The following is a 25110-nucleotide window of genomic DNA, read 5'->3' as shown; positions in this document are numbered from 1 at the left end:
AGAATTACCGTGTGACTAAAAGTTTCCTGCTGATACGGATCTCTTCCGTATTCAACATATAGAAGTAGACGCCGCTGGCGGCCCGTTCACCCATGTCACTACGGCCATCCCAGACAATGGTGTGGTAACCGGCTGTATGCGGTCCCTCGGACAACAGACGGATCTGCCGGCCCCGGACATCATAGATGGCCAGCCTGGCGTCAGCCTGCCGCGGCAGGGCATACGTGATGCTTGTTGTCGGGCGGACCGGGTTCGGCACGTTTTGATAAAGCGCCGCGAGATAGACCGGTTCCGATGTTCCTGCGAGATCCTTTTCTCCGCGTGCAATGACATGGTTGCACTTATCTCTCAGGTCGTAAGCCATCATCAAGGGCGCCTCGTTCCCTTTTAATACTCTGAAATGGAAACGTGCGATAACACCCTCGCCGTCGACACCGGGATCTTCCGGATGCAGGCGGGTGGCGTCGATTTCAACCCGGCCTGCTCCCTCGATTGTGTGGAACATGACATAGCCGCCGCTGCGACCCAGCAAACCGCCGTCCTCGGCGCCGAGGAATTCCATCTGCGAATCGTCATAACTGAGCCGGATCATGGCGCCCATTAATCCTTCAACATGGCTGGCGACGATCTCGACCGTTTGGATCGGTTCGATCCCCGTCTCCATATCGGAGCGAGCGTTAATTTCGGCGGCGCCTTCCACTGGATCATTCAGGGGCATAAAGGCAGGATTCCAAGAAGCGCTGAGGGTCTGCGATCCTGTATAACCCTTAGAGGCGAACCAGGAGAACTGGGTGCTGAAGGACAGAAGATCGTCGACATCCCAGCTGTTGTCCGGCGCCGGAATCAAACTGGGGGCCGATCCGGACGCAGGGCCGATATCGGCGATCGGATCCTGTATGCCGTTTTCACCGTTCCATCCTAATGTGAAGGCAATCTGATCTGCGAAATTGATATACCCATCGGGATTCGGTCGTTGAACGGGAACGGTCGAGTCGGTCCCTGCTGTTGTGTTGGCGATATCACCGAGGTAAGCGACCTTGGCGTCGAGGGCGTACCGGTTCCACACGATCGGGGCATCGCCGTTGATATCGGTTATCTGGGAGAGATTCGTGTTCAAGGCCACCGATCCGGATTGGATCCGGGTTTGCTCGGTCACGGCGGTGGATTTCGCCTTCATCCGGACCGTCGCGACAACGTAGGGGCCGGCGCCGTTCAAGCCGGTCGGCGCGCCGGTGACGGATGCCGAGATGAGATAGGTCCCGGAGATATTGTCATAAGTGCTGTTAAAGAGCAGGTCGGTGTAGCCGGTTCCCGCCCAGGCGTTCCCCGGTGCGATCCCTTCAATTTGAAGGTAATCGGCGGGGAAGGTTCCACCGTAGGAGGCGCCGACAACACTGTCGGGATAGATCAAACGCATCTCAATCGACTGTTCCATGTTGTTCTGGAAGAGCAGAGCCTTGTCCCCGTCCCGCTGATCCCGCACGGCCAATGCGGTCGTGAGAGCGCTGTCGATTGTCAGCAATTCGGTGCTCGCTGATTGATCCTGAGCGGTGAGGCCGCCGAGGCCGTCGCGCAGGATCGCGTAGAGGTAGTAGGTCCCATCCGCCGGTGTGCCCGACGGTGAAGCCGAGAAAGTCCATCCGGTCGTGCCGGCCGATGGAGATATCGTTCCCGCAGTGAAGCAGAGTTCCGCCGTGCCCGCATCGAAGGTTGAGGCGGTATCATAATAGAAATCGACCCAGCCGCCGTCAGGGGCATTCTGTGTTGAGAAGGTGAATGTATAAGATGAAGAGGGCGGGAAGCTCGTCGGCAGGGCGCTTGCGCCCGTAAAGGTCAGCGCGATCGTCGGGACCGGAGCCGCTTCAAACTTCACGGCGCGGTCTCTGGAGCCGTCCGATACATAAACATCCAGAACAGCTCCGTTGTCGACGAGATCGACGGTTTCGGCCTGTACAAAACCACCGAGTGTGTTGCCGGTCGAGCCGAAGGACGTACTGTATGATGGAGCGGTGGCACCCCCGCCGCCCTCCGCTTCTACATCATGATAGATCACGATGCGATCATTGCCGGCGTCGACAACCGCGACATAAACATCACCGCTGCCGTCATCCTCAACATCCAGATCCCAGGGGGTGACGAGGTCATCGGATCCCGAGGAGGCGGTGCTCCACTGGGTGACATATTGTATGTAAGCGGGGATTTGCAGGGCCGGTTCGGGCGGGTGGAAGGCCAGCTTTTGAATCCGGTCGTTACCCGAATCAGCCACATAGACATCATAGTAGCCCAAGCTCGAGTTCCAACGCGCGCAAATCCCGTGCGGATTGCTGAATTGTCCATTGCCGCTGCCGACAGTGCCATAGCGAAGGACATCCGGCGTCACGGTATATGTGAATCGGATATCGGTGGCGGCGGCCGGTTTCTCGCCGTGAACGCCGTCACCGAAAGTGATCTGCCCCGTTCTCCAATCCAACTCATAAACCTGGTCGCCGGGACCCGCGGTCTGCAGATTGTCAATCCGGGTCCAGGTTGCGGGCGTCCCGTCGGGATCGAGTGTCATTTCATCGAGCGAGCCTTCTTTAATCGGAGCGGTCAATGTCCAAGTCACCCAATTGTCGGGAACGGTTCCCGGGGTGGTCAAATCGTATTCTACGTCGGCCGTCGCGCCGACAAGTCCGGCGCCCGCCGGTTGAGCCGTCATTGTTTTCGCGTCGCCGGGGAGCTCATCGCCGGCCCAGGCGAAATTGCCGATCTCGACAACCTTGATACGATTCGCACCGGCATCGGCGATAAAGGCGTAATGGTTGATCGTGGATACGGTCGTCGCCCAGTCGTAATCAGCCGCCCCGGGATCGGCCGCGGGGATATCCGCGGAGATGCCAGGAACGACCAACAGCGGATCGGCGAGGTTGGCGTAGGCCGTTGATGAAACCAGGACGCGGTTTGTCGTGAGATCGGTGATCGTGACATTGCCGCCCGCGCTGGTCGCCCGGTAGGTATGGCCTGTCACTTGATTCGGATCAGTGATCGCCGCAGCGCCGCCCGCGTCATCCCAAAACGTCGCGCCGCCGCCGACCGCCGCCTGCGCCGCGATCACACTGGCTCCACTCCAGGCCACATACACATCGGTCGGATTCGTCAGGACGTCGTCATACGCCTGTTGGTACGACTCCACACCGGCCGCCGTCACCGTATAAACAAAGAACTCCTCATTCTGGCTGCCGCTGTTGTCCGCTTCATCAATAACGAAGATGTCATCTGATGTTGCGGTGTTTTCATTTTGGGCTACCATGATGGAGGCGAGATCCTGGAAACTGGCCGGTCCGCCGGTGGCTTCATCGAACTCGACAAGCGCAACCGAGGCCCCAGAGGAATTACCGTAGTCGAGGTCGCCCAATCCGAAGGCCGCCGTGCCGCCGCCTTGATAATCCGTCACCAGGTAACGAATCTCAAAAGAGCTCGTGGACGACAGAGAGTTCGCCGGCAGCACCACTTCCGGCGCGGCGGAGGCGTCATCGTAATCGATCGTATAGACTTTATCGGCGGCTGTGAAACCGGTGAGGTTAGCGACCCATCCCCAAGTCGTTCCATCAATGATCACGACCTCTGTATAGGGGATGACCCAGTTTGCGGCCGGATCCCCGTATTCGGCCAGGACGATCTGATCGGTGTCCCATTCCTGGGCCGCCGGCGTCACACCAAGCGCTTGGAATGTGAAATTATCCGAGTCATCAATGACATAGGTTGCGCTGACCTCGAAACCCTGGATCCGGTCATTACCGCCGTCCAAGACATAGACCATCTTGCGTCCGTCAGCGGCATACCGCGCACCGATCCCCTTGGAACCCTGAAAGGGAATGTCGGAGACGGGATTGTTCACCATTTGATCAAGACCCGCTGCGTTAATAGCGTTGAAGTAGGGGCCGTTCCACTCGATGACTGCTGTGTAGGTCGGGGCCGCTAGCCCTTGCCCCGACCACAGCAGACCTATGAGGAGGACAACCACACGAGCACACTGTTTATAAATTTTGCCGTCCATGGCATTAATCTCCATTTGGGTTCCCATTTAACGGATCACAAAACCGTGTTCGCTGTGGTAGTCAATCTCCAAGCGATTGTGATCCAGCAACCGGGTTTCGGCCTTGCCGTCTCCGTCAGAGTCGGCCGTGATAAAGATAAGTGAAGCCGTTCCGGATGCGATGGACTTGCAGATCATGTAAGCAATATCGCCGCCGCCATCGGCCTTTGTGCCGATCGGCTCGTCATCTTCAATGATGAGACCCCAGCTGGCGTCGAATCTGAAACGTCCGATTCCCGCGGTCTGATCCCGTAACAAAAGAAAGGGATTGTTTCCGTAGAAGAAGGGACCCTGTTCAAGTCGGATGACTTCCATTTTCGCCGGCTCATAGGCGATGGTGATCGCAAGCCCGGCGAGGTTTTCCACATTCTCGATATGGATGGCGATTTGGAATTCGTCGGCGCCCGCATGAATGGTGTCGGGTGAGAATGAGATGGTCGGGCGGGCCAGAGTTCGGAACGGGAAGTTTTCGCTGAAGCTCTGAAGGCCCGGCATATTGTTCACGCCGACGCTGAGGTGATATTGTGTATTCTCCGTCAATTCCGTGAGAATAACGCTGTGCCCGCGGTTGTAACTCTTGGGAGACAGCGGCTCCGATGTGATGAACCCATAACTTGTACTTAACCCGTAAAAGACCTGGCCCCAGGTGTGATCATCCGTCCGCCACTCGATGAGGGCCTTGCTGCTGGTGATTCCCTTGATATGCAAGTCGGTGATGTTGGGCGCCGTCGAGTCGCTGAGCGCCAGTGGTGGCAGGGTTCGAAGGGATTGCCCCGTCAACTGATCCTGCCGGCCGCGGGGGTCGGTGACGGTTACCTCATAATAATAGGTCGTCTCAGGATCCAGACCCATGATCGAGGCGATGTGATTGGCGCCGATCGAAGTTGTGCGGCTGGCCGTGTTGACCAATGTAGAGGACTTGGAATAACGGACGATACCCATCGCGTCGCCGCTGGTTTTCCAAGTGAGAACGGCGGAGCTGTCGGAGATATCCGTGACGTTAAAATCCTTGATACTCAATGTACCCGGTGTCGGATCGCCGGGTGAGATGTCTCCGTCGCCGGAAATGCCGCAGCCCCATGAGAAGATGAACGCGAGCACTCCGGCTCCAAGAAACAAAAGTACGCGGTGTTGTGTCATATCGTCTCACTCCCTTGAGATTCTGGTCCTCCTGGTTTGGGGAAGTTCACCGGTAATGCATTTTGCAAAGCATGTGCCATCCGCGGAGGGAAATCAGGGCAAGGGGTTACGAGAGGCTATATGATGACATAGGAAGGATTTGCCGACCTGTGGGAAAATGATTCGGCCTTCGCGCCCTTTCCCGGCGGCCGCATTTTGCCTCATCCGGCCGATTCTGAAGCAACTGCGACAAAAGATTGGCCGGTCTCAATTCAGTGATTGAAACCGGCCGGAGGTCTCGGTTTTAAAGATGGGTTCAGATGGATCGTTAGCGGATCACGGTTCCGGTTTCGAGCCGGAAAGAGATCGGGAGCCTATTGTAATCCAATAACCGGGTATCGTCTTTGCCGTCCTGGTCGCCGTCGCGCTCGCTGAAGCCGAGGGTCGCCGTTCCCGGCAAGAGGGCGCGGAAACGGAGATAGGCGATATCGCCGCCGCCGTCCGCTTCGGTGCCGACCGGGATAAAGTCGACCATTGTCAGGTACCAGCTCGCCTCAATCTTTATCTTTCCCAGTGTTCCGATCGGATCGGGCATCATGATATGCCCGCCCTGTTCACAGAAGAAAGGTCCCGCGCAGACGTTGCTCGAGTCGGGGCCGCTGAACCGGCAGGGGCACTGCATCGGTTCCTGTATAAATTGGAGCCGGGCAAAATCATAGGAGATCTGCGTCGCCAGCCCCGCGATATCGACCGCGTTCTCTATATGGAGGGCGACGGTGAAGATCTCATCGGCTTCTACAATGACTGTATCAGGTGAGATCGAGAGGATCGGCCGCGATAGTGTTCGAAAGGGTATGTCGGCGCTGTTCGCGGTGAGACCGCGGCGGTTGGCTGCTTCCACGCGAATATGGTAATCGGTATCCTCCGCCAGATCGGAAATAATCATACTGTGATTGTTATAGTAGACTTTTTCCGGCGTCATCGATTCAGTGATTATCGTTCCGTACGCCGTTGTGAGACCGTACTCGACCTTTCCCCAGGAGCGATCGTCGGTTTCCCAAACCAGGAGGGCGCTGCCGCTTGTCACTCCCTCGATGGCGGCCCTGATAAACATCGGGGGTGTCGAATCGTTCATCCAGGCGGCTTGCGCCGTCGTGAAGAGGTTCCCCTTCTCCTTCGCCTGGTCACCCCCCGGCTCCTGCGCGACGACGTCAAAGAAGTACGTTGTCTCGGAGATGAGATCTTCTATCGGAAGATTATGCATGGTCGACAGAGGGGTGAGGCGGCTTGCATTCATTGCCGAGGAATCGGTGGAGTACCAAACCGTGCCCACCGTTTGGGTTGTCGTGTTCCAGGTGATCACGGCGGATGTGTCGGTGATATCTTTCACCGCAAGATTCTTGATCTCCAACTCGGTTTTGCCGCTCCCGCCGGGGCCGGTTCCACCATCCCCGCTGATACTGCATCCCAAATAAAGGACCAGCATGAAAGCCAGCGCCGGCAAAAATCCCCATATCAGATTCATTGAAATTCTGAAGGCGCCCGGAGGGGCTGTTGAATATCGACGATTCATCGCTCTAACTCCCGTGAATAACCTGTGATAGACAATCCAACGATTCCCGGCACAGAAGTGAACTCAATCCCCTCCGGACCCCACTAGATATTTCGTCATTTCACCCACTCCGCTTTAGCGGCGCCGGGGTCCGGGAGTATGGAATCTCAGCTCCTCCTCAGGGTATGGGGGGGGTGAGCCCGCCTGGACGGCATGCGTCGGCGGGGGTAAGATGCCCTGTAAGGCGCGGCGGCCGGTTTGATCCCGATTTCCTGAAATTGAGGAGTTTTTGATGGCGACGACCACACCGATCGATCCGAAGCTCGATCTCTTTGATGCGATCGATAAACTGCGGAAGAAGCTAAATGCCGTGATTCTCGCTCACTTCTATCAAGAGGGGGAGATTCAGGATGTGGCCGATCATGTCGGCGACAGCCTCGCGCTGGCGCAGGAAGCCGCCCGGACGACAAAATCGGTGATCGTTTTCGCCGGGGTCCATTTTATGGCCGAAACGGCGAAGATTCTCAATCCCGACAAGCAGGTCTTGTTGCCCTCCCTCGACGCCGGCTGTTCTCTGGCGGATGGTTGCAAGCCCGATGAGTTCCGGAAGTTTCTCGGCCGGCATCCCGATCATGTTGTCATCTCCTACATCAACTGCTCCGCCGAGGTGAAGGCGATGTCGGATGTCATCTGCACATCGAGTAATGCGGTGAAGATTGTGCAATCGATTCCGGCGGATCGCAAGATCGTCTTCGCGCCCGATCAGCATCTGGGCCGGTATGTCATCAAGCAGACGGGCCGCGATATGGTCCTGTGGCCCGGCACCTGTGAAGTGCATGAAACCTTCAGCGCCAAGCAGATTGTACAGCTCAAGATCCGCCATCCCGAAGCAAAGGTGGCGGCTCATCCCGAGTGCACCGAGGCGGTTCTGAATCTGGCCGATCATATCGGTTCGACGTCGAGTCTGTTGAAATTCGTCGCCGCGTCGCCGGCGGCGGCGTTTATTGTCGTGACCGAACCCGGCATCATCCACCAGATGAAGAAGCTTGCGCCGGACAAGATATTTATCCCGGGGCCGAGCGACTCCTGCTCTTGTAACGAGTGCCCCTACATGCGCGAGAACACGCCGGAGCGGCTATATCTTTGCATGCGGGACAGGACGCCGGAGATCGAGGTGCCCGAGGAGATCCGCCGCCGGGCCTTGATTCCCATTCAAAGGATGCTGGAGATTTCGAAATAGGGTTTTGAAGCGTTGATCGGTCGCGATGCCTCTGTTTTACATCGGCACTATCCGCCTGCTTCATCTTGCCGGATAAACCCCAGCTGGGCGGCGACCGCCGGGAGCCAGCGCCGGGGATGCAGCATCAGTCTCTTATAGTTGTTGGGCAGGGATGATCCGGTTGTCCAGTAGGCCCGCCATCCCCGCCGGGATGCGGAATAGAGCAACCCGTTCACCAGATGGTCCAAAGCTTCCACCGTGGCGCGCCGTTCGTGATCCGTAAGCGGCATCGCATCCGCCTGATTTAACATTTTCAGAATCACCTTCAACTGTGATGATCGCAGCCGCAACAGATTCTTCGAATGCGTCATATTCTCTTCATGCCGGCGTTTTTCGGCCAGTACCATAGGGCAGAAGGCGAAACGTCCGGCGCGGGTCAGCCGCAGCCAGAAATCTCGATCGTCACAGAACGGGATCTCTTCATCAAAGAACCCGATATCCTCCCAGCACTTTCGGCGGAAGAGAGTGCTGGCGGTGGGGATGTAACTGCCCTCTATCAATGATTCATAGAGACCGGAACCAAGGATGCGAAATCCCTCCTGCTCTTCGAATTCAACGATATCCAGGCGTTTGCCTTCCAGGAAACGCAGGCCGAGATCGCCGTTTTCTCTGAGACGCGCGTCACCAAAACAGAAGACGATATCCGGGAAGATCCGGAAGGCTTCCTCGAGCTTTTCCAAGTGATGGGGCAGGAGAAGGTCATCGGCGTCCAATAAGGCGATGAGATCGGAATCGGCCCGCAGGATGGCCTGATTGCGGGCCGCGGGAAGTCCGCGATTCTCTTGCTCGATCAGTTCGACCCGCAGCCCATGCGGCAATGGATGTTGCCGGCGCCAAGCCCGGATCCGGCGGGCGGTATGGTCCTTGGATCCGTCATCGACAATGACAACCTGATCCGGCCGGCGGGTTTGGGCGAGGATGCTTTCCAAGGCGTCGGTGATGAAAGCCTCTGAATTATAGGCGGCGATGGCGATTGTGATAGCGTGATGACTCATGAATCGAATATCGGCATTACGAGAGGTTGAATAAGGTCATTCTCTCTCGACCCGTGTGGATCCCGGCGGCGCCTGCGGCCTTCCATGTTCATGAACCGCTTCCAAAAACGCCGCGATATTTTCCCAAGGGATATCCGGCTCATCGATATCATAGGCGGGGCAGAGGATAAGTCCAGCGCGGCCGAGCGTGTCGATCCGTTCCCGCACTTCGCGGCGAATCAGATCCGGCGTGCCGAAGCTGAAGGTTGTTTGCCGTCCGACGGTGCCCCAAAAGGCCAGGCTGGAGCCGAATCGCCCGCGGATGCGCCCGGCATCCATATGTTCCGGTTGCAGGGGATGGATCGCATTGACGCCGATCTCGATCAAGCCCTCGAGGATCGGCTCAAAATATCCGTCACTGTGATACAACACACGCAAGGACGGGTGGAAGCATCGCGCCGCCTGAATGATCTTTGAAAGCCGCGGTTTGAAGAACTCATCCCAGGTTGCGGGGCTGATTATCATCGTTCCCGGCATCCCGACATCGTCATCGAGTGTCAGCAAATCAATCCCGGCCTTGGCCAACGCTTCGGCGTTGCGGAGCGCCAGCTCCATTAGACGATCGAGAAGATAATGCGCCATGTCGGGCCGACGGACCAGATCGATGAGGAAATTGTCCAACCCGCGCAGGCGCCAGGCGCCCTCAAAGAGCTCACCACCGAGGTGTGGGAGGCTGCCGCCGGCGGCGAGTCCCCTGGCGTGCAGATCATCGACCTGGCGCATCAACCCCTTGGCGTGATGGGGTCCGCTCGCGTTGGGAAAGGGGAATTGTTTCAGCTCGTCGAGCGTCTTGGCTTCCGCCAGCGGATTGCGTTGCGCCACATCCTCGGGGTAGTAGTTCCACTGTGTATAAGTCGAAATCTGTGACGGTGTGCCCAGCCGGGTGTCGGGGGAAACGGGGACCGCCCGGCGGAAGAGTTGCTCCTCTTCTTTCGAGGCGGGGAAATAAATGGTGCGGCAATCGACAAGGTCATCGCGCCGCCGGTTTGCGGGGACGAGATCCTCGAAATCGACGGTGAAGCAGGAGAGGGCCCGCGGCACCCGGTCCGGCTCCCCGCCGTCCAGCGCTGTCAGTATCCGTTCGCGTGAATTCACCGGTTCACCCTTCGATCCGGAAGCGATCCCATCGGCGCGAGGCGCTTTCCATCCCTCCTATATTTTCAAAAGAGGCCATGGGCAGCCCTTCGGAACAATAATCTCACAATTACTAGGGTGAATAACCTGAAATCCTCCTGTTGTAGGAAGCCGGCGGCGGTGGGTATTCTACCGGAGGGAACTCAACCCGATGGAGAAGGAGGCGCGTCTTGGATACTGGAACAGGAGAAGGGGCCTGGACCCATATCGATCAAGAGGGACGGGCCAGTATGGTTGATGTCGGGGACAAGGCGGTCACTCAGCGCCGGGCGCTGGCGGAGGGGTTTGTGACCTTTTCCCCGAAGACATTTGAAGAGGTGCGGGAACATGGCGTCGCCAAGGGGGATGTCTTCGCCACGGCGCGGATCGCGGGGATACAAGGCGCAAAGAAATGTTCCGAGCTGATACCGCTTTGCCATCCCATCGCGATGGATCATGTCGAGCTGCGTTTTGAAGAGGATCCAAGTTCGCACCGGATCCGGATTCTGGCGGAGACACGATCGACGTCGCGCACCGGAATCGAGATGGAGGCGATGGCGGCGGTCTCAATAGCGGCTTTAACAATCTACGATATGGTCAAGGGCTTGGAGCGGGGGATAAAACTCGGGCCGTTCCGCCTGCTCGAAAAGGTGGGTGGTCGATCAGGGGATTGGCGCGCCGATCGCTGAAATTGTGCAAGGGATGAGGTGGAGGTGGCGATGTCGAAGGATCTGATGCGGGTCGCCGTGCTGACTGTCAGCGACCGGTCGGCGCGCGGTGAACGCAAGGACCGGAGCGGGCCGCATATCCAGGAAATTGTTAAAGAGATGGGATGGGATGTCATCCTCACCAGCATTGTGCCGGATGAGCGGGAGATGATCAAAGATACACTGAGGCAATGGTGCGACCGCGGCCAGGTCGATCTGATCCTTACAACCGGCGGCACCGGGTTTCATCCCAGGGATGTGACCCCGGAGGCGACACGGGAGGTTTTGGAACGCCCCTCACCCGGGATCGATGAACTGATGCGCCGCGCCGGCCTGGAAGCGACGCCCAAAGCGGCGCTCTCGCGCGGGATCTCCGGAATCCGCGGTAAAACTCTGATTATAAATTTGCCCGGCCGGCCCCGCGCCATTCGCGAAAATCTCGATCCGGTTCTCGGGATTCTGATGCATGCCGTGCAGGTCTGCCGTGGGGATATCTCCGCATGATTCCTGTCGACGAAGCCATTCAGATGTGGCTCTCAGTTTTGTCTGTTTTGGACACGGAGGATGTTCCCCTGCGGGAATCATACGGCCGTGTCGCCGCCGCGCCGGTTGTTTTTCCTCAAGATACTCCCGCTTTCTCAAATTCCTCGATGGATGGGTTTGCCATCCGTCATGAAGATCTTTCGTTGGGATCGTTAAAGGTCGCCGGAGAGGTCGCTGCGGGCCAAGTCTGCAATGTTGAGCTGCAGCCGGGTGAGGCGATCCGTATTATGACCGGCGCCCCGATCCCGTCCGGCGCCGACACGGTGGTTCGTGTCGAGGATGTGAACGAGACCCGTGATCAGATCATAATTGTTAAACCACCCAAGCCAGGGGAATCGATCCGTCCCGCCGGGGATGACGCCAAGCAGGGCGCCATTATTGTTAAAGAGGGTTCCGTCATCGGCGCCGGCGAGCTGGCTTCCCTCGCATCCGCCGGTATTTTGAGGTTGAGGGCCTACCGCCGGCCGCGGGTCGCTCTCTTAACGACGGGTGATGAAGTGGTTCCTCCGGAGGAGACGCCGGCGCCCGGACAGATTCGCGACAGCAGTCTTATTCTGCTGAGCCGTTTGTATCAGCGCCGGGGCGCCGTGCTGAGTCATGCGTCGCATGTCGGTGACGGTCTGAATCAAACAAGGAGCTGGTTGGAATCGGTCTTTAATCCATCGCAGGCTCAGCCGGCCGATCTGGCCGTGACGACCGGCGGTGTCTCGATGGGACGGTATGATCTGGTGCGCGCGGCGCTGCAAGAAGCGGGGTTTAGCGAGATCTTTTGGCGTGTGCGGCAGAAACCCGGCAAACCGATCCTTACCGCCTATCGGGAAGGCCGGCAGAACGCCTACGCCTGCGGACTTCCCGGCAATCCGATCTCGGCCCTGGTCGGCAGTCTTCTTTATGTGATACCCGCGCTGGATCGCCTGGAAGGCCGCAAGACGCCCAGCCTGCCATGGTTGCGGGCGAAGTTGATGGAGTCGCCCGTGGAGGCCGGAACACGGACCGCCTATATCACGGCGCGCCTCACTTCCTCCCGCGGGGGTGTGGAGGTTTGTCCGATTCCGCGGCAGGGATCGCATCGCCTGAGCACCTTGATCGGCGTCAATGCCCTCATTCGTGTCGAATCGCAGACGCGGATCGAGGTGGGTGAAGAGGTGCCCGTGCTGCTATGGGGTGATTTGCAGGCGGGCGGGTAATTCCTATTCTTCTTTATCAGCGTCATCGTCATCTGGGCCGACGGATCCGCCAAGCCACCCCCTGCTGCGGAAGAAAAAGATCATCACCAAAGCCACGATCACCATCAATGTCAGGGCGAAGGGGTATCCCCAATACCACCCCAGTTCAGGCATATTGAACCGTGACGCACCGGGGTCGAAGTTCATTCCGTAGATGCCGGCGATGAAGGTAAGCGGGATAAAGATTGTCGCGGTGATGGTGAGAACCTTCATCACCTCATTCATTTTATTGCTGACACTGGAAAGATATAGGTCCATGAGGCTGGAGCAGGTTTCGCGGTAATTGGCCAACAAATCGATCAATTGCAGCGTGTGGTCATAGCAATCCCTCAAATAGAAATGAATCGTCTCGGTGACAAAGGGGGTTTCATCCCGGGAGAGTGAAATGAAAACATCACGGTACGAGAGAAGGATATATCGCAACGGCTCCAGGCTTCGTTTCAGCTGATGGAGCCGGTGCAAATCAGCCTTGGTCGGATTCCTGAATAATCTCTCCTCAAGGGCCGATAGTTGTTCTCCATATTCATCAAGGTAGGGGAAATAGGTATCCAGAATTCTGTCGAGAATGGCGTGGGTCAGATAATCGGGTCCGGCATTCCTCAATCTTGGTCCGCCCTTCCGGACGCGCGCCCGGATCGGATCAAGGCAATCACCCGGCCGTTCCTGAAAAGTGAGAACATAGTTCTTGCCGAGAAACAGGCTTAGTTGCTCTTTCAGATGCTCATGGCCCAATGTCGGCATCTGGCTGACGATGAAGAGCTGGACCTGAAACTCCTCAACCTTGGGGCGTTGGGGAACATTAACAACATCCTCCATCGCCAGAGGATGAAGGTTGAACATATTCCCGAAGGTCGTGAAAGATTCAGAATCGCTGAGACCATTGACATTGACCCAGGTGACGGGAAAACGTCCGAGGTAGTCCTGTATCTGGTCAAGCGATTCGATCTCAAGCTCCTCGTATGTGTCCGGGTTGTAGGCCATGAGCTGTATGGTCGGCTTGGGGGTTTCCGGATCGATGACGAACGTTCCGGCCGCTGTTCCTGGAACCACTTTGCGGTGCGAGTGTCCCAAATGCGGTAAGTGCATGATCCCTCCCTGAATCGGCGCAATGAAGCAAAGAGACGATCTGATTCTGTTCTTTCAATAATGATGATTCTATTGAACAAGAGTAAAGGATCGGGCGGAGAAAGCAAATGATGGATCTATCGCAGCAGAATAATCCTTTTCGTCCAAATGCGCCCGCCGGCCTCGAGCCTGACGAAGTAAACCCCTCCGGTCACCGGTTCGTTATTCATGTCATTACCGACCCAGATGGTGGAGTGCACTCCGGCCATCACATCTTGAGGTGTTAGAAGGGTGCGGATGCGCCGGCCGGCGACATCATGAATCGAAAGAGCGATCTTCATGGGTTCTTGAACCCGGAATGTGATATTGGCGCCGGCTGGTTTTGTAAAAGGATTCGGAGCCGTGGTGATGACGACTGGCGGCGACAGGATGGTTTGATCCACCGAGGATGATCCTTCCGTGATCTGGATATCCCCCGAGCAGATCAAAACCCAGCCCTTATCCCATAGGACATGATAGATCCCCAAGGGAACCGGCAGTCCGACACCGTCGAGAAGATCCCAATGAACGGAATAATGGCCGGCGTCGAAATTGCCGTCGACGAGCGTCCGAACAACATTGCCTTCAATATCGATAACCAGGATCCAGACCTCGGAAGATTCGGGCACATCGAAGCGGATCTGCACAACCCCGTCCGATTCAACCGGATTCGGACATGCGGGAAGAAGCTCGTAGGACGTCGGCGGGTCGGAGGTGTCTTTCCCGGTCAATCCCTGTCCATAACAGATCCAATCCGTCGGATCGTTGATGCCCAGCGGTTCGCAGGCCGATCCCATCCAGGTAATCCCGGTGAAGGTGTGCTTAAAGTGAAAGAAGGCTTCATGAGGTTCAAACCAGGAAGGATCGACGGAAAGATCTCCCGGGCCGAAGATGTCATCCCAGGGGCGGAGGTTTTCGAACTCGAGAATCTGAACCCAGGATCGGTCGGGCGCCACATTAATATCAAAGGGATTGATATATTGAAAAGCGCCGCCCGGTGTCAACAGGGTCCACCAGACATATTCAAACTCTTCCAATGTTAAGGCCCGGCCGAAATGAACGATGCCCTCTCCCAGGGGTGTTTCGACAACCATCGGGTTCGCAGAATCGGTGCTGCCGGTATGCAAGACGCCGTGAACATCTTCGAGGACGACGGTCAAAGCGCCGAGATCGGCCGGGGCCGGCGGTTCTTGAGCCGGAACCGGCGGTGAGGCGAACCACATTGCGGCAAGGACAGCTCCCGCGATGACCTTCATTCGGCTAAGCATGCTGCATTCCTTTAATTTGTCTTCCCATGTGCCTTTATCTTACAAGCATTGTAACATTTCTGGAGGTGGAATTACAAGAAGGACAGAGATTTACGGTGAATCGTCTGGGTGAGATGACCCAATCGCAACCTGAAAACCGGCAAGTCCTACGGATAGCGATGATTGTCTCAGAGCCCGTGTCAGCGCCGGTTTCTCAAGAATCACCTCCCGGCACGGGTTTTTAAATAGGGTTCTCAGGTGGATTCCTCAGAATGAGAGGGGTGGCACCTTCCCCCGGGAGTATTGGACCAGCCGGATGACCGCCTCGACGGCCAGCCAGACGGCGAAGAAAAATATCAATCCGCCGATGATCACCAGAGTTGTTTTGCCGTCGCGGATGTAGCCGCCCAAGTTTTGCACCATGGCGATCAATGTCGTAATCAGCATGAAGATCATAGGAATTAATGTATAAACGATCGGTTTGCGTTTCTGCCAGAGATAAAGGGTCACGGCTAACAATGACAATCCGCCGAGGATTTGATTGGTTGTGCCGAAGAGCGCCCACAACGCCAATCCGGCGGGATGGTATTGCATAACGCCCCCAACCTCCATGGGAACCTTCAGCAGGGCGAAGAATCCAATGGCGCCGGCGGCAAGCGCTGAGGAGATGTATCTGTTCTTTAGGAAAGAGATCCCCAGGGTGTCGCCGACCTCATTAAGGTTGAATCGCAGCAACCGCGTGCCGGAATCCATACTGGTCAGGGCGAAGGAGATGGCGATGAGTGAAATGAAGGCCTCGCCCCAATGGCGGGGGATGCCGACAGATCCCAGAAAGGTGCCGGCGCCGGAAATGAAAGCGGCCATCTTCGGACCCAACCCCTCGGCGGCATTCCACGAGGCATAATGTGTCGACCATTCCGTCATGGAGGCAAATCCGCAGGTGCAGGCCAGGACGGCGATGAGGCCCAACAGCGATTCGCCGATCATCGCCCCGTAGCCGATAAATTGCGCGTCGGTTTCCCGATTGAGCTGCTTTGCCGTCGTTCCAGAACTGACCAGGCCGTGAAATCCCGAGACCGCGCCGCAGGCGATCGTTATAAAAACAAAGGGGAAGAGCGGGGGGGCGCCCTCCGGGTGCAGCTGCAATGCCGGTGCGGCAAAGCTTGGGCGTGTGGCAAAGAAACCCAAGTACATGAGGCCGAGTCCCAGGAAAAGGAGGAGCGAGTTAAGATAATCGCGGGGTTGCAGGAGAAGCCAGACCGGCAGGACGGATGCGAGGAAGCAATAGACCAGCAGAACAGTGGTCCAGCGTATCCTTGAAACACCGAGGATCGGCATTCCCAAGCCGAGCACAACCACGATCAACATGATGATAAATGCGATGATTGTCAGCGGAGTGATCCGAGCCTGCTTCTTATAAACCAGGAATCCCACGATCACGGCAAGAATCATGAGACTTGCCGTCGGAACGACCGCCTCGGGATGCTGTACATTCGAAGGCGCGGCCGGCGGCATGGGTGAGGAAAAGAGGGTGGCGACGATATAGGCGAAGACACCCATCGCCAGAGAAATGAGAAAGAAGATAATAATGTGAAAGAGGCTTTTCGCCCGCGGTCCCATGATATCTTCGGCGACCTTGCCGATGCTTGTCCCCCGGCGGCGGATGGAAACGACGAGGGTTGAAAAGTCGTGAACGGCGCCGATAAACACGGTCCCAAAGACAATCCAGATGAGGGCGGGAACCCATCCCCAAATAACAGCGATCGCCGGGCCCAACATGGGGGAAAGGCCCGCGATGGAGGCAAAATGATGACCGAAAAGAACGCCCTTGCGAGTGGGAACATAATCGATCCCATCCGTCATGGTGTGGGCGGGAGTTTTGGCGGTGGCATCAAGCTCGAAGAGATGGCGGGCAAGATACCGAGCATAGAGATGGTAGCCGGCCAGATAGATAACGAAGCAGATCAATGTAATGAGGACAGGAGCCATCTTTCTCTCCAGAATAGAGACTTCAGGTTCAAGGTGAACCTCCGGGGCGATGACGCCGGATAAAAGGCGTAGGTCGCACCCCCCCGCGCGGTTACGCCACTCCACCCTAACCTTCGCCGGGGCATCTTTCAAGAAATTTGGCTCGCTTTTCCCGCCTTGCGGAACCGGCACGGGTCGAGTAGGGTTTTGAGATCGAATCTCATTAATTGAAAGGGGTCGGATGAAGACGCTCCGCTGGATGATGCCGCTTTTGCTCCTTGTCGTTGCCGCGGCCATGATGGCGCGGAACAGTACCCGGGACGCCCCCTCGTCAGAAGAAGGAAGGCCGCTGAAAATCGCCGCATCCTCCTATAAGGTGAGCGCGGGAGAAAAGGAGAGTCACCGAATGAGTGGGAAGAACCATCTGGCCGAGGCGACAAGCCCCTATCTCTTGCAGCACGCCGGCAATCCCGTCGACTGGTGGCCCTGGGGTGAGGAAGCCTTGGCGAAAGCCCGCCGAGAGGACAAACCGATTCTTGTCTCGATCGGATACTCCGCCTGCCATTGGTGCCATGTGATGGCGCATGAGTCTTTTGAAAATCCCGCAATCGCCCAGATGATGAATGATTGGTTCGTTTGTATAAAGATCGACCGCGAGGAACGACCCGATCTCGATCAAATTTATATGAGCGCCCTGCAAATGATGACGGGCAGCGGCGGGTGGCCTTTGAATGTCTTTCTGACCCCGGATCTCAAACCCTTTTATGGCGGGACCTATTTCCCGCCCGACGCCCGTTATGGACGGCCTGGTTGGCCGGATGTTTTAAAGGCGGTGACCGAGACGTATCACCTGAAGCGCGACCAGGTGGAGAACCTCGCCGCCCAGATCACGACACAACTCACACTCGCCGGCGGCAGGGGGGGAGAGGGTGATCCGTTGCTCAGCCCCAACCTCGTCGAACGCGCCGTCTCCTCGTTGAAGAAATCTTTCGACGAGATCCACGGCGGATTCGACAATGCTCCGAAGTTTCCTCATGCGACCGACCAGAGATTTCTGCTCGGTCGTTTTGTTAAAGGCAAGGATGTCGAATTGATGCGCATCCTCACAACGACGTTGGATCATATGGCGGCCGGCGGGATCTATGACCAGATCGGCGGCGGCTTTCATCGGTATTCGACCGATGAACAGTGGCTCATCCCGCATTTCGAGAAGATGCTCTATGACAATGCCCTGCTGGCGAGGATGTATGCCGAGTATTACCAATTCACCCGTAATGAAGACTATAGAAGAATTGCAGCCGAGATTTTCACATTTATAAGGCGCGAGATGACCTCCCCTGAGGGCGGATTCTACTCGACACTGGATGCCGATAGCGAAGGGGAAGAGGGCAAGTTCTATCTTTGGACGCCGGATGAGATCATCAATACCCTGGGCTGGGAAGACGGCCATCACTTCTGCGACATGTTTGACATTACACGCGAGGGGCATCTGGAGGGGAAGGCGATACCCCATCCGGTGAAACCGGTTAAAGAGATGGCGAAAGCGCTTGCGATTTCACAACAAGAGTTTACGGAGAAACTGGAGGGGTGGAAGCAGAAACTTCTCAAAGCGAGAAGCCGGCGGGCCCGCCCGGGGCTCGACGACAAGATCCTGACCGATTGGAACGGCCTGATGATTTCGGCCTTCGCCCGGGCCGGCCGGATCATGGATGATGAATCGTATCTTGAAACAGCGGCTCATGCCGCCAACTTTGTCCTGACAAAAATGTCCGGGAGCGGTGACCTGTTTCATACCTATCGCGCGGGCCGGGCCGGGGGGGGCGCGCTGCTGGATGATTTCGCGATGTTTATCGCCGGGCTTTTGGATCTTTGGGAAACGACCTTTGATCCGTTCTGGTTGAATGCGGCGATCCGCCTTCAGGCTGTTCAGGATCGAATCCTTTGGGATGAGGAAACGGCCGGATATTATCAAGCCCGCCCGGCCGAGGACCTCTTGGTCCGGATGAAATCGATGCAGGACAGTTCCACCCCCTCCGGCAACGGCGTCGCGGCGGGGAATCTATTGCGACTGGCGCGGCTGACAGGCGATGAGCGATACCAGGACAGGGCGATAAAATTGTTAAAGTATTCCGTCGCCGGTCTCAAGGCGTCACCAAGGTCAAGCACCCAAATGCTCATCGCCCTTGACATGGCCCTGTCGCCACCGCAGGAGATTGTCATTACAGGCTGGCCCGATGCTGATGGAACGAAAGCGCTTCTCAATGTTCTCTGGGAAAAGTATATGCCGGATGCCGTTCTCGCGGGTGTGCCGGTCGATGCGCGCGGCGCCTCGGATGGAATGTTCAAGAGATTGCCCCTCGGAGAGGGGCGGTCGCTGATCGACGGCAAATCAGCGGTCTATGTCTGTGAAAATTATGCCTGCCGGGCTCCGGTGACGACCGAAAACGAATTGCGCCTGGTGTTAAAAATCATTCGCTAGGCTTGGTGCGATTCATTTGCAGGGCAATGGTTATCTATTGTGCGATGGATGACCGACCTTGAGCACAGCCGCTCAATCCCCCTTCAATGCATTCCATAACATCGGCAGGCTGCAATTGGGGCGGTAGGACATTCCAGAATGAGTGTCGTTGAACTCTTCGTGATAATGCTCAATACCCAACGCCTTCAACCGTTCAGAGAGCATCCGGGCCCCATAATGAAGGAAGTATTCATCTTTTGCGCCGCAATCGAAGTAGACGAGCCGCATTCCGCGCAGCGCGTCTTGATAGGCCTTTTCTTCAATCATATTGATCGGATCTTCCACCAGCCAGCGCTGCCAAACCTCAGGGCGGATTCGGCCGGTCTCCAAGTCAAAGGGAAGATCGAAGGCGCCGTTCTCACGCGGCGAGTAACAGGCCGACATGGCGATCATATCGATCCCGGCGATATACTCACCGGTCTTGCGGGGCAGATCATCGAAGGCTTTCAAGAATCCCAAAACGCCGCCATGGCGTTGAATCACCGAGATTGATTTGGGGAAGTTGGGGATATAGCAGTAGGGAAAGTATAAATCGCCGCTGTGGCTGGCGAGAGCCCCAAAACAGCCGGGGTGGCGCATGGCCAGGCAGAGCGAGCCGTATCCGCCACTTGACATACCCATGATGCCGCAATGGCCGGATCCGTTGAGAACGCGGTATTGTGAAAGAACGGCGGGAAGGAATTCTCCAATGATATGATCTTCATAGCGGCCGACCGCGGCGGAATTTTTGTACTGGCTCCCGCCGAGACGGGTGAATCCATCAGGAAAAGCGAGAATCATCGGCCCCGCGATCCCCTGGTCACATAGCTTTTCCAGCATCCGCGCCAGCGACGGACGCCAGGGCCGGTCGTGAAGCAGTTGTCTTCCCGTTCCTGTAAAACCGGCGAGACAGGTGATCAGCGGATATGAAAGCTCCGGCGAGTCGTCATAACCCGCTGGAAGATAGATAAGCATCTCGCGTGTGGTGGGATCGTTTAAGGGGTTGCCCTGCAAGACCTCGCTGTCTATGACGAGTGATTCAATCCGCCCTTTCAGGCCGGGTATCCATCCTTCTGCAGCCACCGGAATCCTCTCTGCTCTATTCCTTATCCCATGTGATACGGGCGGCCTGGTGGATCTTGCCGTCAGGGAAGTCCTCGGCGGTTTGGATAAAGACTACGATGCCGTATCCGCCGAAAGGCCAGGGCGCCTGGAGGTGATCGATCTCGTTGGACGGGAATTCAAACTCCAATTCAATTTGCGCGGCATCCCCGACATTCGTCATGTTATAGGGAGCGTCCTTTAGCGGAAGGGGCCCGCGGATCGTTCTCACGACATCGTGAAACAAATTCTGATCGGGGTCGTGAACATTGGTGTACTCGATGTCGGTCTTATAGGCAAAGGCGTAGAGAACAGGAATACTCTCATCCAGCGGTGAAACAACCGAGATGCAGGCGGTCAAACGGTAGACCTCGCCGCCGTTCAGCTCGGAGCTCCAAGGCTGAACCTCTTCAAGATCCTTGAGAATGATCAACCAGGAAGTCTCCTGATTTGCGATCTCAACTCGGGCTTTTTCCGCGAGGGCCTCGAACAACGCCTCGGCGCCGCCGGCGGGAGCGCCGCGGATGTAATCGCCTCCGTTGAAGACCATCAGCGGCGCGCCGGCGCTCATCGGATACTGGTCATAGCGGAACTGCGTATCATCGTTACCGAAAACGTCCTGAACCAGGTTGTCCAGATCCTGATGAACTTCCACCCGGAGGATGTGCTCTGAAAATTCCGGATCGTGGACGAGTCGGCAGGTGACCTCATCGGCGATGGGACAAAATGTACAGGTGACCCACCCCAGAACTTCGAGAATGGTCCGGCGAACGACGGGAATGTCGACGACGACCTGCTTCGGCGCTGTGCCCATCTCCACTTCGGCCTCCACGAGAATGGAATCCTCCACCCCGAGCCCGATGGTATGGGCGCCGGGTCCGACACAGGGAAGGAAGGCGCCGACCTGGTATCCGGTCGATTCACCGTTAAAATAGATATCTACGCAAGGGGCGTTGCTTGTAATCGTGAGCGAGGGAGAAATGATATCTACGGTGACGGCGGAATCGGGCAGGGCTTCGATATCCATTCCGGGTCTTGACTCGGTTCCAAAACAGGGAACATCCAATTCGACACGGTGAGGACCCGCGCTGACGCAATTGATGGTCGCCGGCGTATATTTCCCGGTTGGAGCATCATCGATGAGGATCGCGGCGCCTTCAATATTGCTCGTGACGGTCAATCCGAAGGCGACGATTACTTCCATCCCGTACTTGCAGACATGGCCCACTTCTACATTACAGGTCAGTTCGCTGGGATTCATCGTGAGACAGGAGTCAGCGGGGACAGCTGTTATAGTATACTCGCCCGGCTCCAATCGCAGTTCCAACAGGTCGTCTGATATCGAAGCGGTGACGTCGTTTCCATTGAGATAGAGCGTGACATCATCGGTTCCCCCGATACAGCTCGAGGTCAGTTGCACCTGAAGTGTTCCCATCGTCGGCGCCAGATCATCTTTGCAACCGGCGATGATCAGGATTAGGGATAGCGCCCCTAGAACAATCACGGCAAAATTCCGCATCATTTTGGATGAAATCCTCATCGTGAGTCGGCTCCTTGAAACGCTTCCGGCCATCCGCGGCCGCCGGAAGGTTGAAAAATGGAATGATGGTGCGGCTCCACGCTCATTCTAATGCAAGCCGGCCGGGAGGTCATCCCGTCAATCCAACTCACGCCGGCAGGCGGTGAAAATCCCATCCCACATCGTGGAGGTCAGGCGCCCGGTCTGAGTATTCTGCCGGCTGGGATGATACGAGGCCATTAGCAGCGGAACGTCTTTCGATTCAACCTGATAGACGGCCGCGTGTTTGAAGATCGGTTTGGCCCCCGGCCATGGTGTTCCGCGATCGGCGAGCGCCTTGAGGGTGGCATCGAAGGCGATTTTTCCCAAGCAGAGGATCATGCGGAGCCTGTTCAGGATATCGAGTTCCTCAAGGAGGTAGGGGCGGCAGGCCGCCAGCTCTTCTGATGTCGGCTTGTTCCTGGGTGGTGCGCACCGGCCGGCGGCGGTGATGAAGGCATCCTTGAGTTGAAGACCATCCTGCCGGTTCAGCGCGAGGGCCCGGTTGGCGAAGCCGTGTCGATGGAGAGCGCCGAAAAGCCAGTCGCCGGAGGCGTCGCCGGTGAACATCCGGCCGGTGCGGTTGGAACCGTGCGCGCCCGGCGCCAATCCGACAATGAGAAGGCACGCCCTCGGGTCACCGAACCCTGGAACGGGGCGGCCCCAGTAGTCCTGGTCGATATAGGCCCTGCGCTTTTCTTGCGCCACGGCGCGGATATATTCGGAGAGGCGCGGGCATTTGCGGCAATTTATAATCCGCTGGGCCAGTTTATTGAGCGCTTGAGCGGCCGGTGGGGGGTCTGCTTTGCTTTGATGGTTCATTGCTTTCCTTCGGATGACATGATTCGGGGCTGACATGCTAGGCTAGCAGACGGTTCCGGTCTCTGTGAAGTGAAAGGTGGGGGGGAGATTCATGCGGCGTCTTTATCGGGTATCGTTTCTGTCCATTATAGTGGGCCTGCTGTGCCATCTCCCGGCGCAGGCGGCGATTCTTCAGGTTCATCCCACCGGCGCAGGTCAGGGCAACCGGCCGCCGCAGGAGGGGGTGATCAGTTTCACAATTGGGGATAACCGCAGCGGCGACCGGCCGGATGATCTGCAGGCGGCGATCGACCGGGCCGGCGACGGTGATACATTGCGGATCTGGCCTGGGAGATATCTCACGCGGGTGACCAAGTTCACCGAAGCTTTGTGCGGGAATTGCCAGGAGCACCGAACGCCGGTGGAGACAAGCCGGGGTTTCACCATCCGCGGAAAGAGTCTTGTTCTCCAGGGGATGGATCGGGACAGTACGATTCTTGTGACGCGCGCCGGTTACGGAGTGCTGATCATCGATTCCCCATCCTGCCGCATCGAGTCGATGACGATTACCGGAGGGAAACGGAACCCCGATGGAAAGGCGACCGATGCGGGCATCGTGGTCCGGCGAAGCCATGTGGCCATTATAGATGTAGCGATTCGGGATAATACGAGCCGCATCGATTCTGTGGTGGTGGGCATCGGCGGGATCATGGGGCGCGAGGGTGCGGAAATCCTAGTTGAACATTGTTTGATCGAAAACAACGGCTGGGATGGAATCGCTCTTTACAGGGGCGCCACAGCGCTGATTCGCGACAATATCATCCATGCCGGGCGCGGGGCCGGGATAGGGATTACCTGGGATTCCGCGGCGTTGATTCTCCGTAATGATATCTCGGGGTTCTGGAAGGGAATCGGCTCTTTTGGTGACTCCCGCGTCGTCGTGCGGAACAATGCAGTTCATGACAATCTAGGATGGGGATTGGTGGCCACGGGCGGTTCATGGATGGACGCCTCGCACAATGTCATCATCCGCAACGGCAATTGTGGTTTTGCCCTTTAGAGCGAAACGGCCCGCGCCAGACTCCTGCACAATATCATTGTGGAGAACGGCTGGCGGGACGAATGGGTTTGCCCTTGTGTCGGTGTTTGGTTAAACGGCCGGCGGGAGAAGCTCGAGTTTGGTTTTAACAATGTTTGGGGAAATGTTGAAGGGGAATACCGGGATCTCGATGATTTGACCGGCATTGATGGGAATCTCTCAGTAAACCCGGTCTTGCGCGACTCGCTCGATTTCCGCCTGATGGATGACTCCGATTTGAGGGACAAGGGAAATCCCCAGTTCACGGATGTGGATGGCTCACCCCCCGATCTTGGGATAGAGGGCGGACCATCGGCGGCGGGTCGGTGATTTGCAGATTTTCACTTCGCTTGTCTATCGGGAGAACAAGCCGGTGTTGCGTCCTCCGGGGAAAGACTGTAAAAATAACTCCGTGAGCCGAATTGTGCTACAGAGTGAACAAAACCAACTCCCGCTCTGGGACGGGCCGGAGGAGAATCAGTATTTTCCGCTCCCATACCGGCCGAGCCGGGCCTTGGCGGCTCACCCATCTCGGCTTCGTATCCTCCGCATGGTTTCCTATGTTCTTCGCTATTTCCCGGAGCTGCATGAGAGTGTTGTACGGGTCGGCGTGACACGCGGCGCCGCGGGACGTGCGGTGGTCGGCGAACCTCAGATTTGGCTTAATCCGAGAAATCTCTCTTATCAAACAATCGCTCATGAATTGATCCATGTTCTCCAGGGACGGGAGGGTGTACCCAACGGGGAGCGAAGCTGCGATCTCTTCTCGCTCGCCCGGCATCATACCCTGATTGACGCCCGGCCCGCCTATCTCAAATTGCCCAGCCGGGCTTTCGACCTCCGGCATCGGCCGTTGCCCAGCGTGGCGCCCCTCATGTACGCAACCGCCTGCGAGGCGGTTGAAAAGCGCTGCGCCGGATACAGGCGGTATATCACTTGGTTTGAGAATGAGATTGCGAAGAGGGTATAGGTTCCCGCCCTGCCGCGTCTGCTGAAAAATAATTCATCATGACGACAAAGAATCGATTCTTCGGATGAATACAAACGCCTTTTCACCGTATCTTGGATGAGGCAACCGGGGGCGACTCACAACATAGCGCTTGACCCG

At 57.0% G+C, this 25110-nt stretch carries 19 protein-coding genes; 8 read left to right on the top strand and 11 right to left on the bottom strand.

Features of this window, described 5'->3' with window-relative positions; all coding sequences use genetic code 11:
• Positions 1–4 precede the first annotated feature (4 nt).
• From KJ970_03910 to KJ970_03900, 3 genes are all read right to left on the bottom strand, one after another.
• Positions 5–4036 (bottom strand): T9SS type A sorting domain-containing protein, encoded by a 4032-nt coding sequence (locus KJ970_03910; GenBank protein MBU2690048.1) that lies wholly within the window; start codon positions 4034–4036, stop codon positions 5–7.
• 27 nt (positions 4037–4063) lie between these two features.
• Positions 4064–5215 (bottom strand): hypothetical protein, encoded by a 1152-nt coding sequence (locus KJ970_03905; protein MBU2690047.1) that lies wholly within the window; start codon positions 5213–5215, stop codon positions 4064–4066.
• Between the two features lie 307 nt (positions 5216–5522).
• Positions 5523–6719 carry a hypothetical protein gene (locus KJ970_03900; protein ID MBU2690046.1) on the bottom strand — a complete coding sequence of 399 codons (1197 nt, stop codon included), beginning with the start codon at positions 6717–6719 and terminating at the stop codon, positions 5523–5525.
• Between the two features lie 319 nt (positions 6720–7038).
• Here KJ970_03900 and nadA point away from each other — a divergent pair, with 319 nt between their 5' ends.
• Positions 7039–7986 carry a quinolinate synthase NadA gene (nadA, locus tag KJ970_03895; GenBank protein ID MBU2690045.1) on the top strand — a complete coding sequence of 316 codons (948 nt, stop codon included), beginning with the start codon at positions 7039–7041 and terminating at the stop codon, positions 7984–7986.
• Positions 7987–8033: 47 nt separating this feature from the next.
• Here nadA and KJ970_03890 read toward each other — a convergent pair whose 3' ends face one another.
• On the bottom strand, positions 8034–9020 hold the full coding sequence (locus tag KJ970_03890; GenBank protein MBU2690044.1) for a glycosyltransferase: 987 nt from the start codon (positions 9018–9020) through the stop codon (positions 8034–8036).
• Positions 9021–9056: 36 nt separating this feature from the next.
• Positions 9057–10154, bottom strand: coding sequence for a hypothetical protein (locus tag KJ970_03885; protein ID MBU2690043.1), 1098 nt, complete (start codon positions 10152–10154; stop codon positions 9057–9059).
• Between the two features lie 269 nt (positions 10155–10423).
• On the opposite strand from KJ970_03885, the gene moaC reads away from it, so the two are divergent.
• The 3 genes from moaC to KJ970_03870 are packed head-to-tail and all read left to right on the top strand — an operon-like array spanning position 10424 to position 12609.
• Positions 10424–10861, top strand: coding sequence for a cyclic pyranopterin monophosphate synthase MoaC (gene moaC / locus KJ970_03880; GenBank protein MBU2690042.1), 438 nt, complete (start codon positions 10424–10426; stop codon positions 10859–10861).
• 42 nt (positions 10862–10903) lie between these two features.
• Positions 10904–11383, top strand: coding sequence for a MogA/MoaB family molybdenum cofactor biosynthesis protein (locus tag KJ970_03875; protein MBU2690041.1), 480 nt, complete (start codon positions 10904–10906; stop codon positions 11381–11383).
• Entirely contained in the window at positions 11380–12609 is a 1230-nt protein-coding gene (locus KJ970_03870; GenBank protein ID MBU2690040.1) for a molybdopterin molybdotransferase MoeA, read from the top strand. The genes KJ970_03875 and KJ970_03870 overlap by 4 nt, the downstream gene beginning before the upstream one ends.
• A gap of 3 nt (positions 12610–12612) precedes the next feature.
• Here the strand turns inward: KJ970_03870 and corA are convergent, their stop codons facing one another.
• From corA to KJ970_03855, 3 genes are all read right to left on the bottom strand, one after another.
• A complete protein-coding gene (gene corA, locus KJ970_03865) occupies positions 12613–13734 on the bottom strand; it encodes a magnesium/cobalt transporter CorA (GenBank protein ID MBU2690039.1) in 1122 nt (373 codons plus the stop codon).
• A 116-nt stretch (positions 13735–13850) separates the two neighbouring features.
• Positions 13851–15020 carry a T9SS type A sorting domain-containing protein gene (locus KJ970_03860; protein MBU2690038.1) on the bottom strand — a complete coding sequence of 390 codons (1170 nt, stop codon included), beginning with the start codon at positions 15018–15020 and terminating at the stop codon, positions 13851–13853.
• A 246-nt stretch (positions 15021–15266) separates the two neighbouring features.
• Positions 15267–16988 carry a carbon starvation protein A gene (locus KJ970_03855; protein MBU2690037.1) on the bottom strand — a complete coding sequence of 574 codons (1722 nt, stop codon included), beginning with the start codon at positions 16986–16988 and terminating at the stop codon, positions 15267–15269.
• Positions 16989–17373: 385 nt separating this feature from the next.
• Here KJ970_03855 and KJ970_03850 point away from each other — a divergent pair, with 385 nt between their 5' ends.
• Positions 17374–19446 (top strand): thioredoxin domain-containing protein, encoded by a 2073-nt coding sequence (locus tag KJ970_03850; GenBank protein ID MBU2690036.1) that lies wholly within the window; start codon positions 17374–17376, stop codon positions 19444–19446.
• 72 nt (positions 19447–19518) lie between these two features.
• On the opposite strand, the gene KJ970_03845 is transcribed toward KJ970_03850, so the two are convergent.
• The 3 genes from KJ970_03845 to KJ970_03835 all read right to left on the bottom strand — a co-directional run bounded on the left by KJ970_03845 (position 19519) and on the right by KJ970_03835 (position 22945).
• Positions 19519–20439 (bottom strand): esterase, encoded by a 921-nt coding sequence (locus tag KJ970_03845; GenBank protein ID MBU2690035.1) that lies wholly within the window; start codon positions 20437–20439, stop codon positions 19519–19521.
• Positions 20440–20563: 124 nt separating this feature from the next.
• Positions 20564–22087: a PEGA domain-containing protein gene (locus KJ970_03840; protein MBU2690034.1), complete on the bottom strand. Its 1524-nt coding sequence runs from the start codon at positions 22085–22087 to the stop codon at positions 20564–20566.
• A gap of 135 nt (positions 22088–22222) precedes the next feature.
• Positions 22223–22945, bottom strand: a complete 723-nt coding sequence (locus tag KJ970_03835; protein MBU2690033.1) for a uracil-DNA glycosylase — start codon at positions 22943–22945, stop codon at positions 22223–22225.
• 91 nt (positions 22946–23036) lie between these two features.
• Here KJ970_03835 and KJ970_03830 point away from each other — a divergent pair, with 91 nt between their 5' ends.
• From KJ970_03830 to KJ970_03820, 3 genes are read left to right on the top strand one after another with little or no spacing between them, the layout of a single operon-like run.
• Positions 23037–23984: a right-handed parallel beta-helix repeat-containing protein gene (locus tag KJ970_03830; GenBank protein MBU2690032.1), complete on the top strand. Its 948-nt coding sequence runs from the start codon at positions 23037–23039 to the stop codon at positions 23982–23984.
• A 39-nt stretch (positions 23985–24023) separates the two neighbouring features.
• The gene (locus KJ970_03825) at positions 24024–24332 is read left to right on the top strand and encodes a hypothetical protein (GenBank protein MBU2690031.1); all 309 of its coding nucleotides are present in this window, start codon (positions 24024–24026) and stop codon (positions 24330–24332) included.
• A gap of 43 nt (positions 24333–24375) precedes the next feature.
• The gene (locus KJ970_03820) at positions 24376–24972 is read left to right on the top strand and encodes a hypothetical protein (GenBank protein MBU2690030.1); all 597 of its coding nucleotides are present in this window, start codon (positions 24376–24378) and stop codon (positions 24970–24972) included.
• Positions 24973–25110 lie beyond the last annotated feature (138 nt).

The organism is Candidatus Eisenbacteria bacterium (genome assembly GCA_018831195.1).
Taxonomy (GTDB): Bacteria; Eisenbacteria; RBG-16-71-46; order CAIMUX01; family JAHJDP01; genus JAHJDP01.
Note: the sequence above shows the minus strand (reverse complement) of the source record. Positions and strands in the feature narration are given on the sequence as shown.

Bases quoted from the DNA above. Each gene is read 5' to 3' on its own strand.
- KJ970_03910 (MBU2690048.1), bottom strand. From the start codon at position 4,036: ATGGACGGCAAAATTTATAAACAGTGTGCTCGTGTGGTTGTCCTCCTC.
- KJ970_03905 (MBU2690047.1), bottom strand. From the start codon at position 5,215: ATGACACAACACCGCGTACTTTTGTTTCTTGGAGCCGGAGTGCTCGCG.
- KJ970_03900 (MBU2690046.1), bottom strand. From the start codon at position 6,719: ATGAATCTGATATGGGGATTTTTGCCGGCGCTGGCTTTCATGCTGGTC.
- nadA (MBU2690045.1), top strand. From the start codon at position 7,039: ATGGCGACGACCACACCGATCGATCCGAAGCTCGATCTCTTTGATGCG.
- KJ970_03890 (MBU2690044.1), bottom strand. From the start codon at position 9,020: ATGAGTCATCACGCTATCACAATCGCCATCGCCGCCTATAATTCAGAG.
- moaC (MBU2690042.1), top strand. From the start codon at position 10,424: ATGGTTGATGTCGGGGACAAGGCGGTCACTCAGCGCCGGGCGCTGGCG.
- KJ970_03870 (MBU2690040.1), top strand. From the start codon at position 11,380: ATGATTCCTGTCGACGAAGCCATTCAGATGTGGCTCTCAGTTTTGTCT.
- corA (MBU2690039.1), bottom strand. From the start codon at position 13,734: ATGCACTTACCGCATTTGGGACACTCGCACCGCAAAGTGGTTCCAGGA.
- KJ970_03860 (MBU2690038.1), bottom strand. From the start codon at position 15,020: ATGCTTAGCCGAATGAAGGTCATCGCGGGAGCTGTCCTTGCCGCAATG.
- KJ970_03855 (MBU2690037.1), bottom strand. From the start codon at position 16,988: ATGGCTCCTGTCCTCATTACATTGATCTGCTTCGTTATCTATCTGGCC.
- KJ970_03850 (MBU2690036.1), top strand. From the start codon at position 17,374: ATGAGTGGGAAGAACCATCTGGCCGAGGCGACAAGCCCCTATCTCTTG.
- KJ970_03845 (MBU2690035.1), bottom strand. From the start codon at position 20,439: ATGCTTATCTATCTTCCAGCGGGTTATGACGACTCGCCGGAGCTTTCA.
- KJ970_03840 (MBU2690034.1), bottom strand. From the start codon at position 22,087: ATGATGCGGAATTTTGCCGTGATTGTTCTAGGGGCGCTATCCCTAATC.
- KJ970_03835 (MBU2690033.1), bottom strand. From the start codon at position 22,945: ATGAACCATCAAAGCAAAGCAGACCCCCCACCGGCCGCTCAAGCGCTC.
- KJ970_03830 (MBU2690032.1), top strand. From the start codon at position 23,037: ATGCGGCGTCTTTATCGGGTATCGTTTCTGTCCATTATAGTGGGCCTG.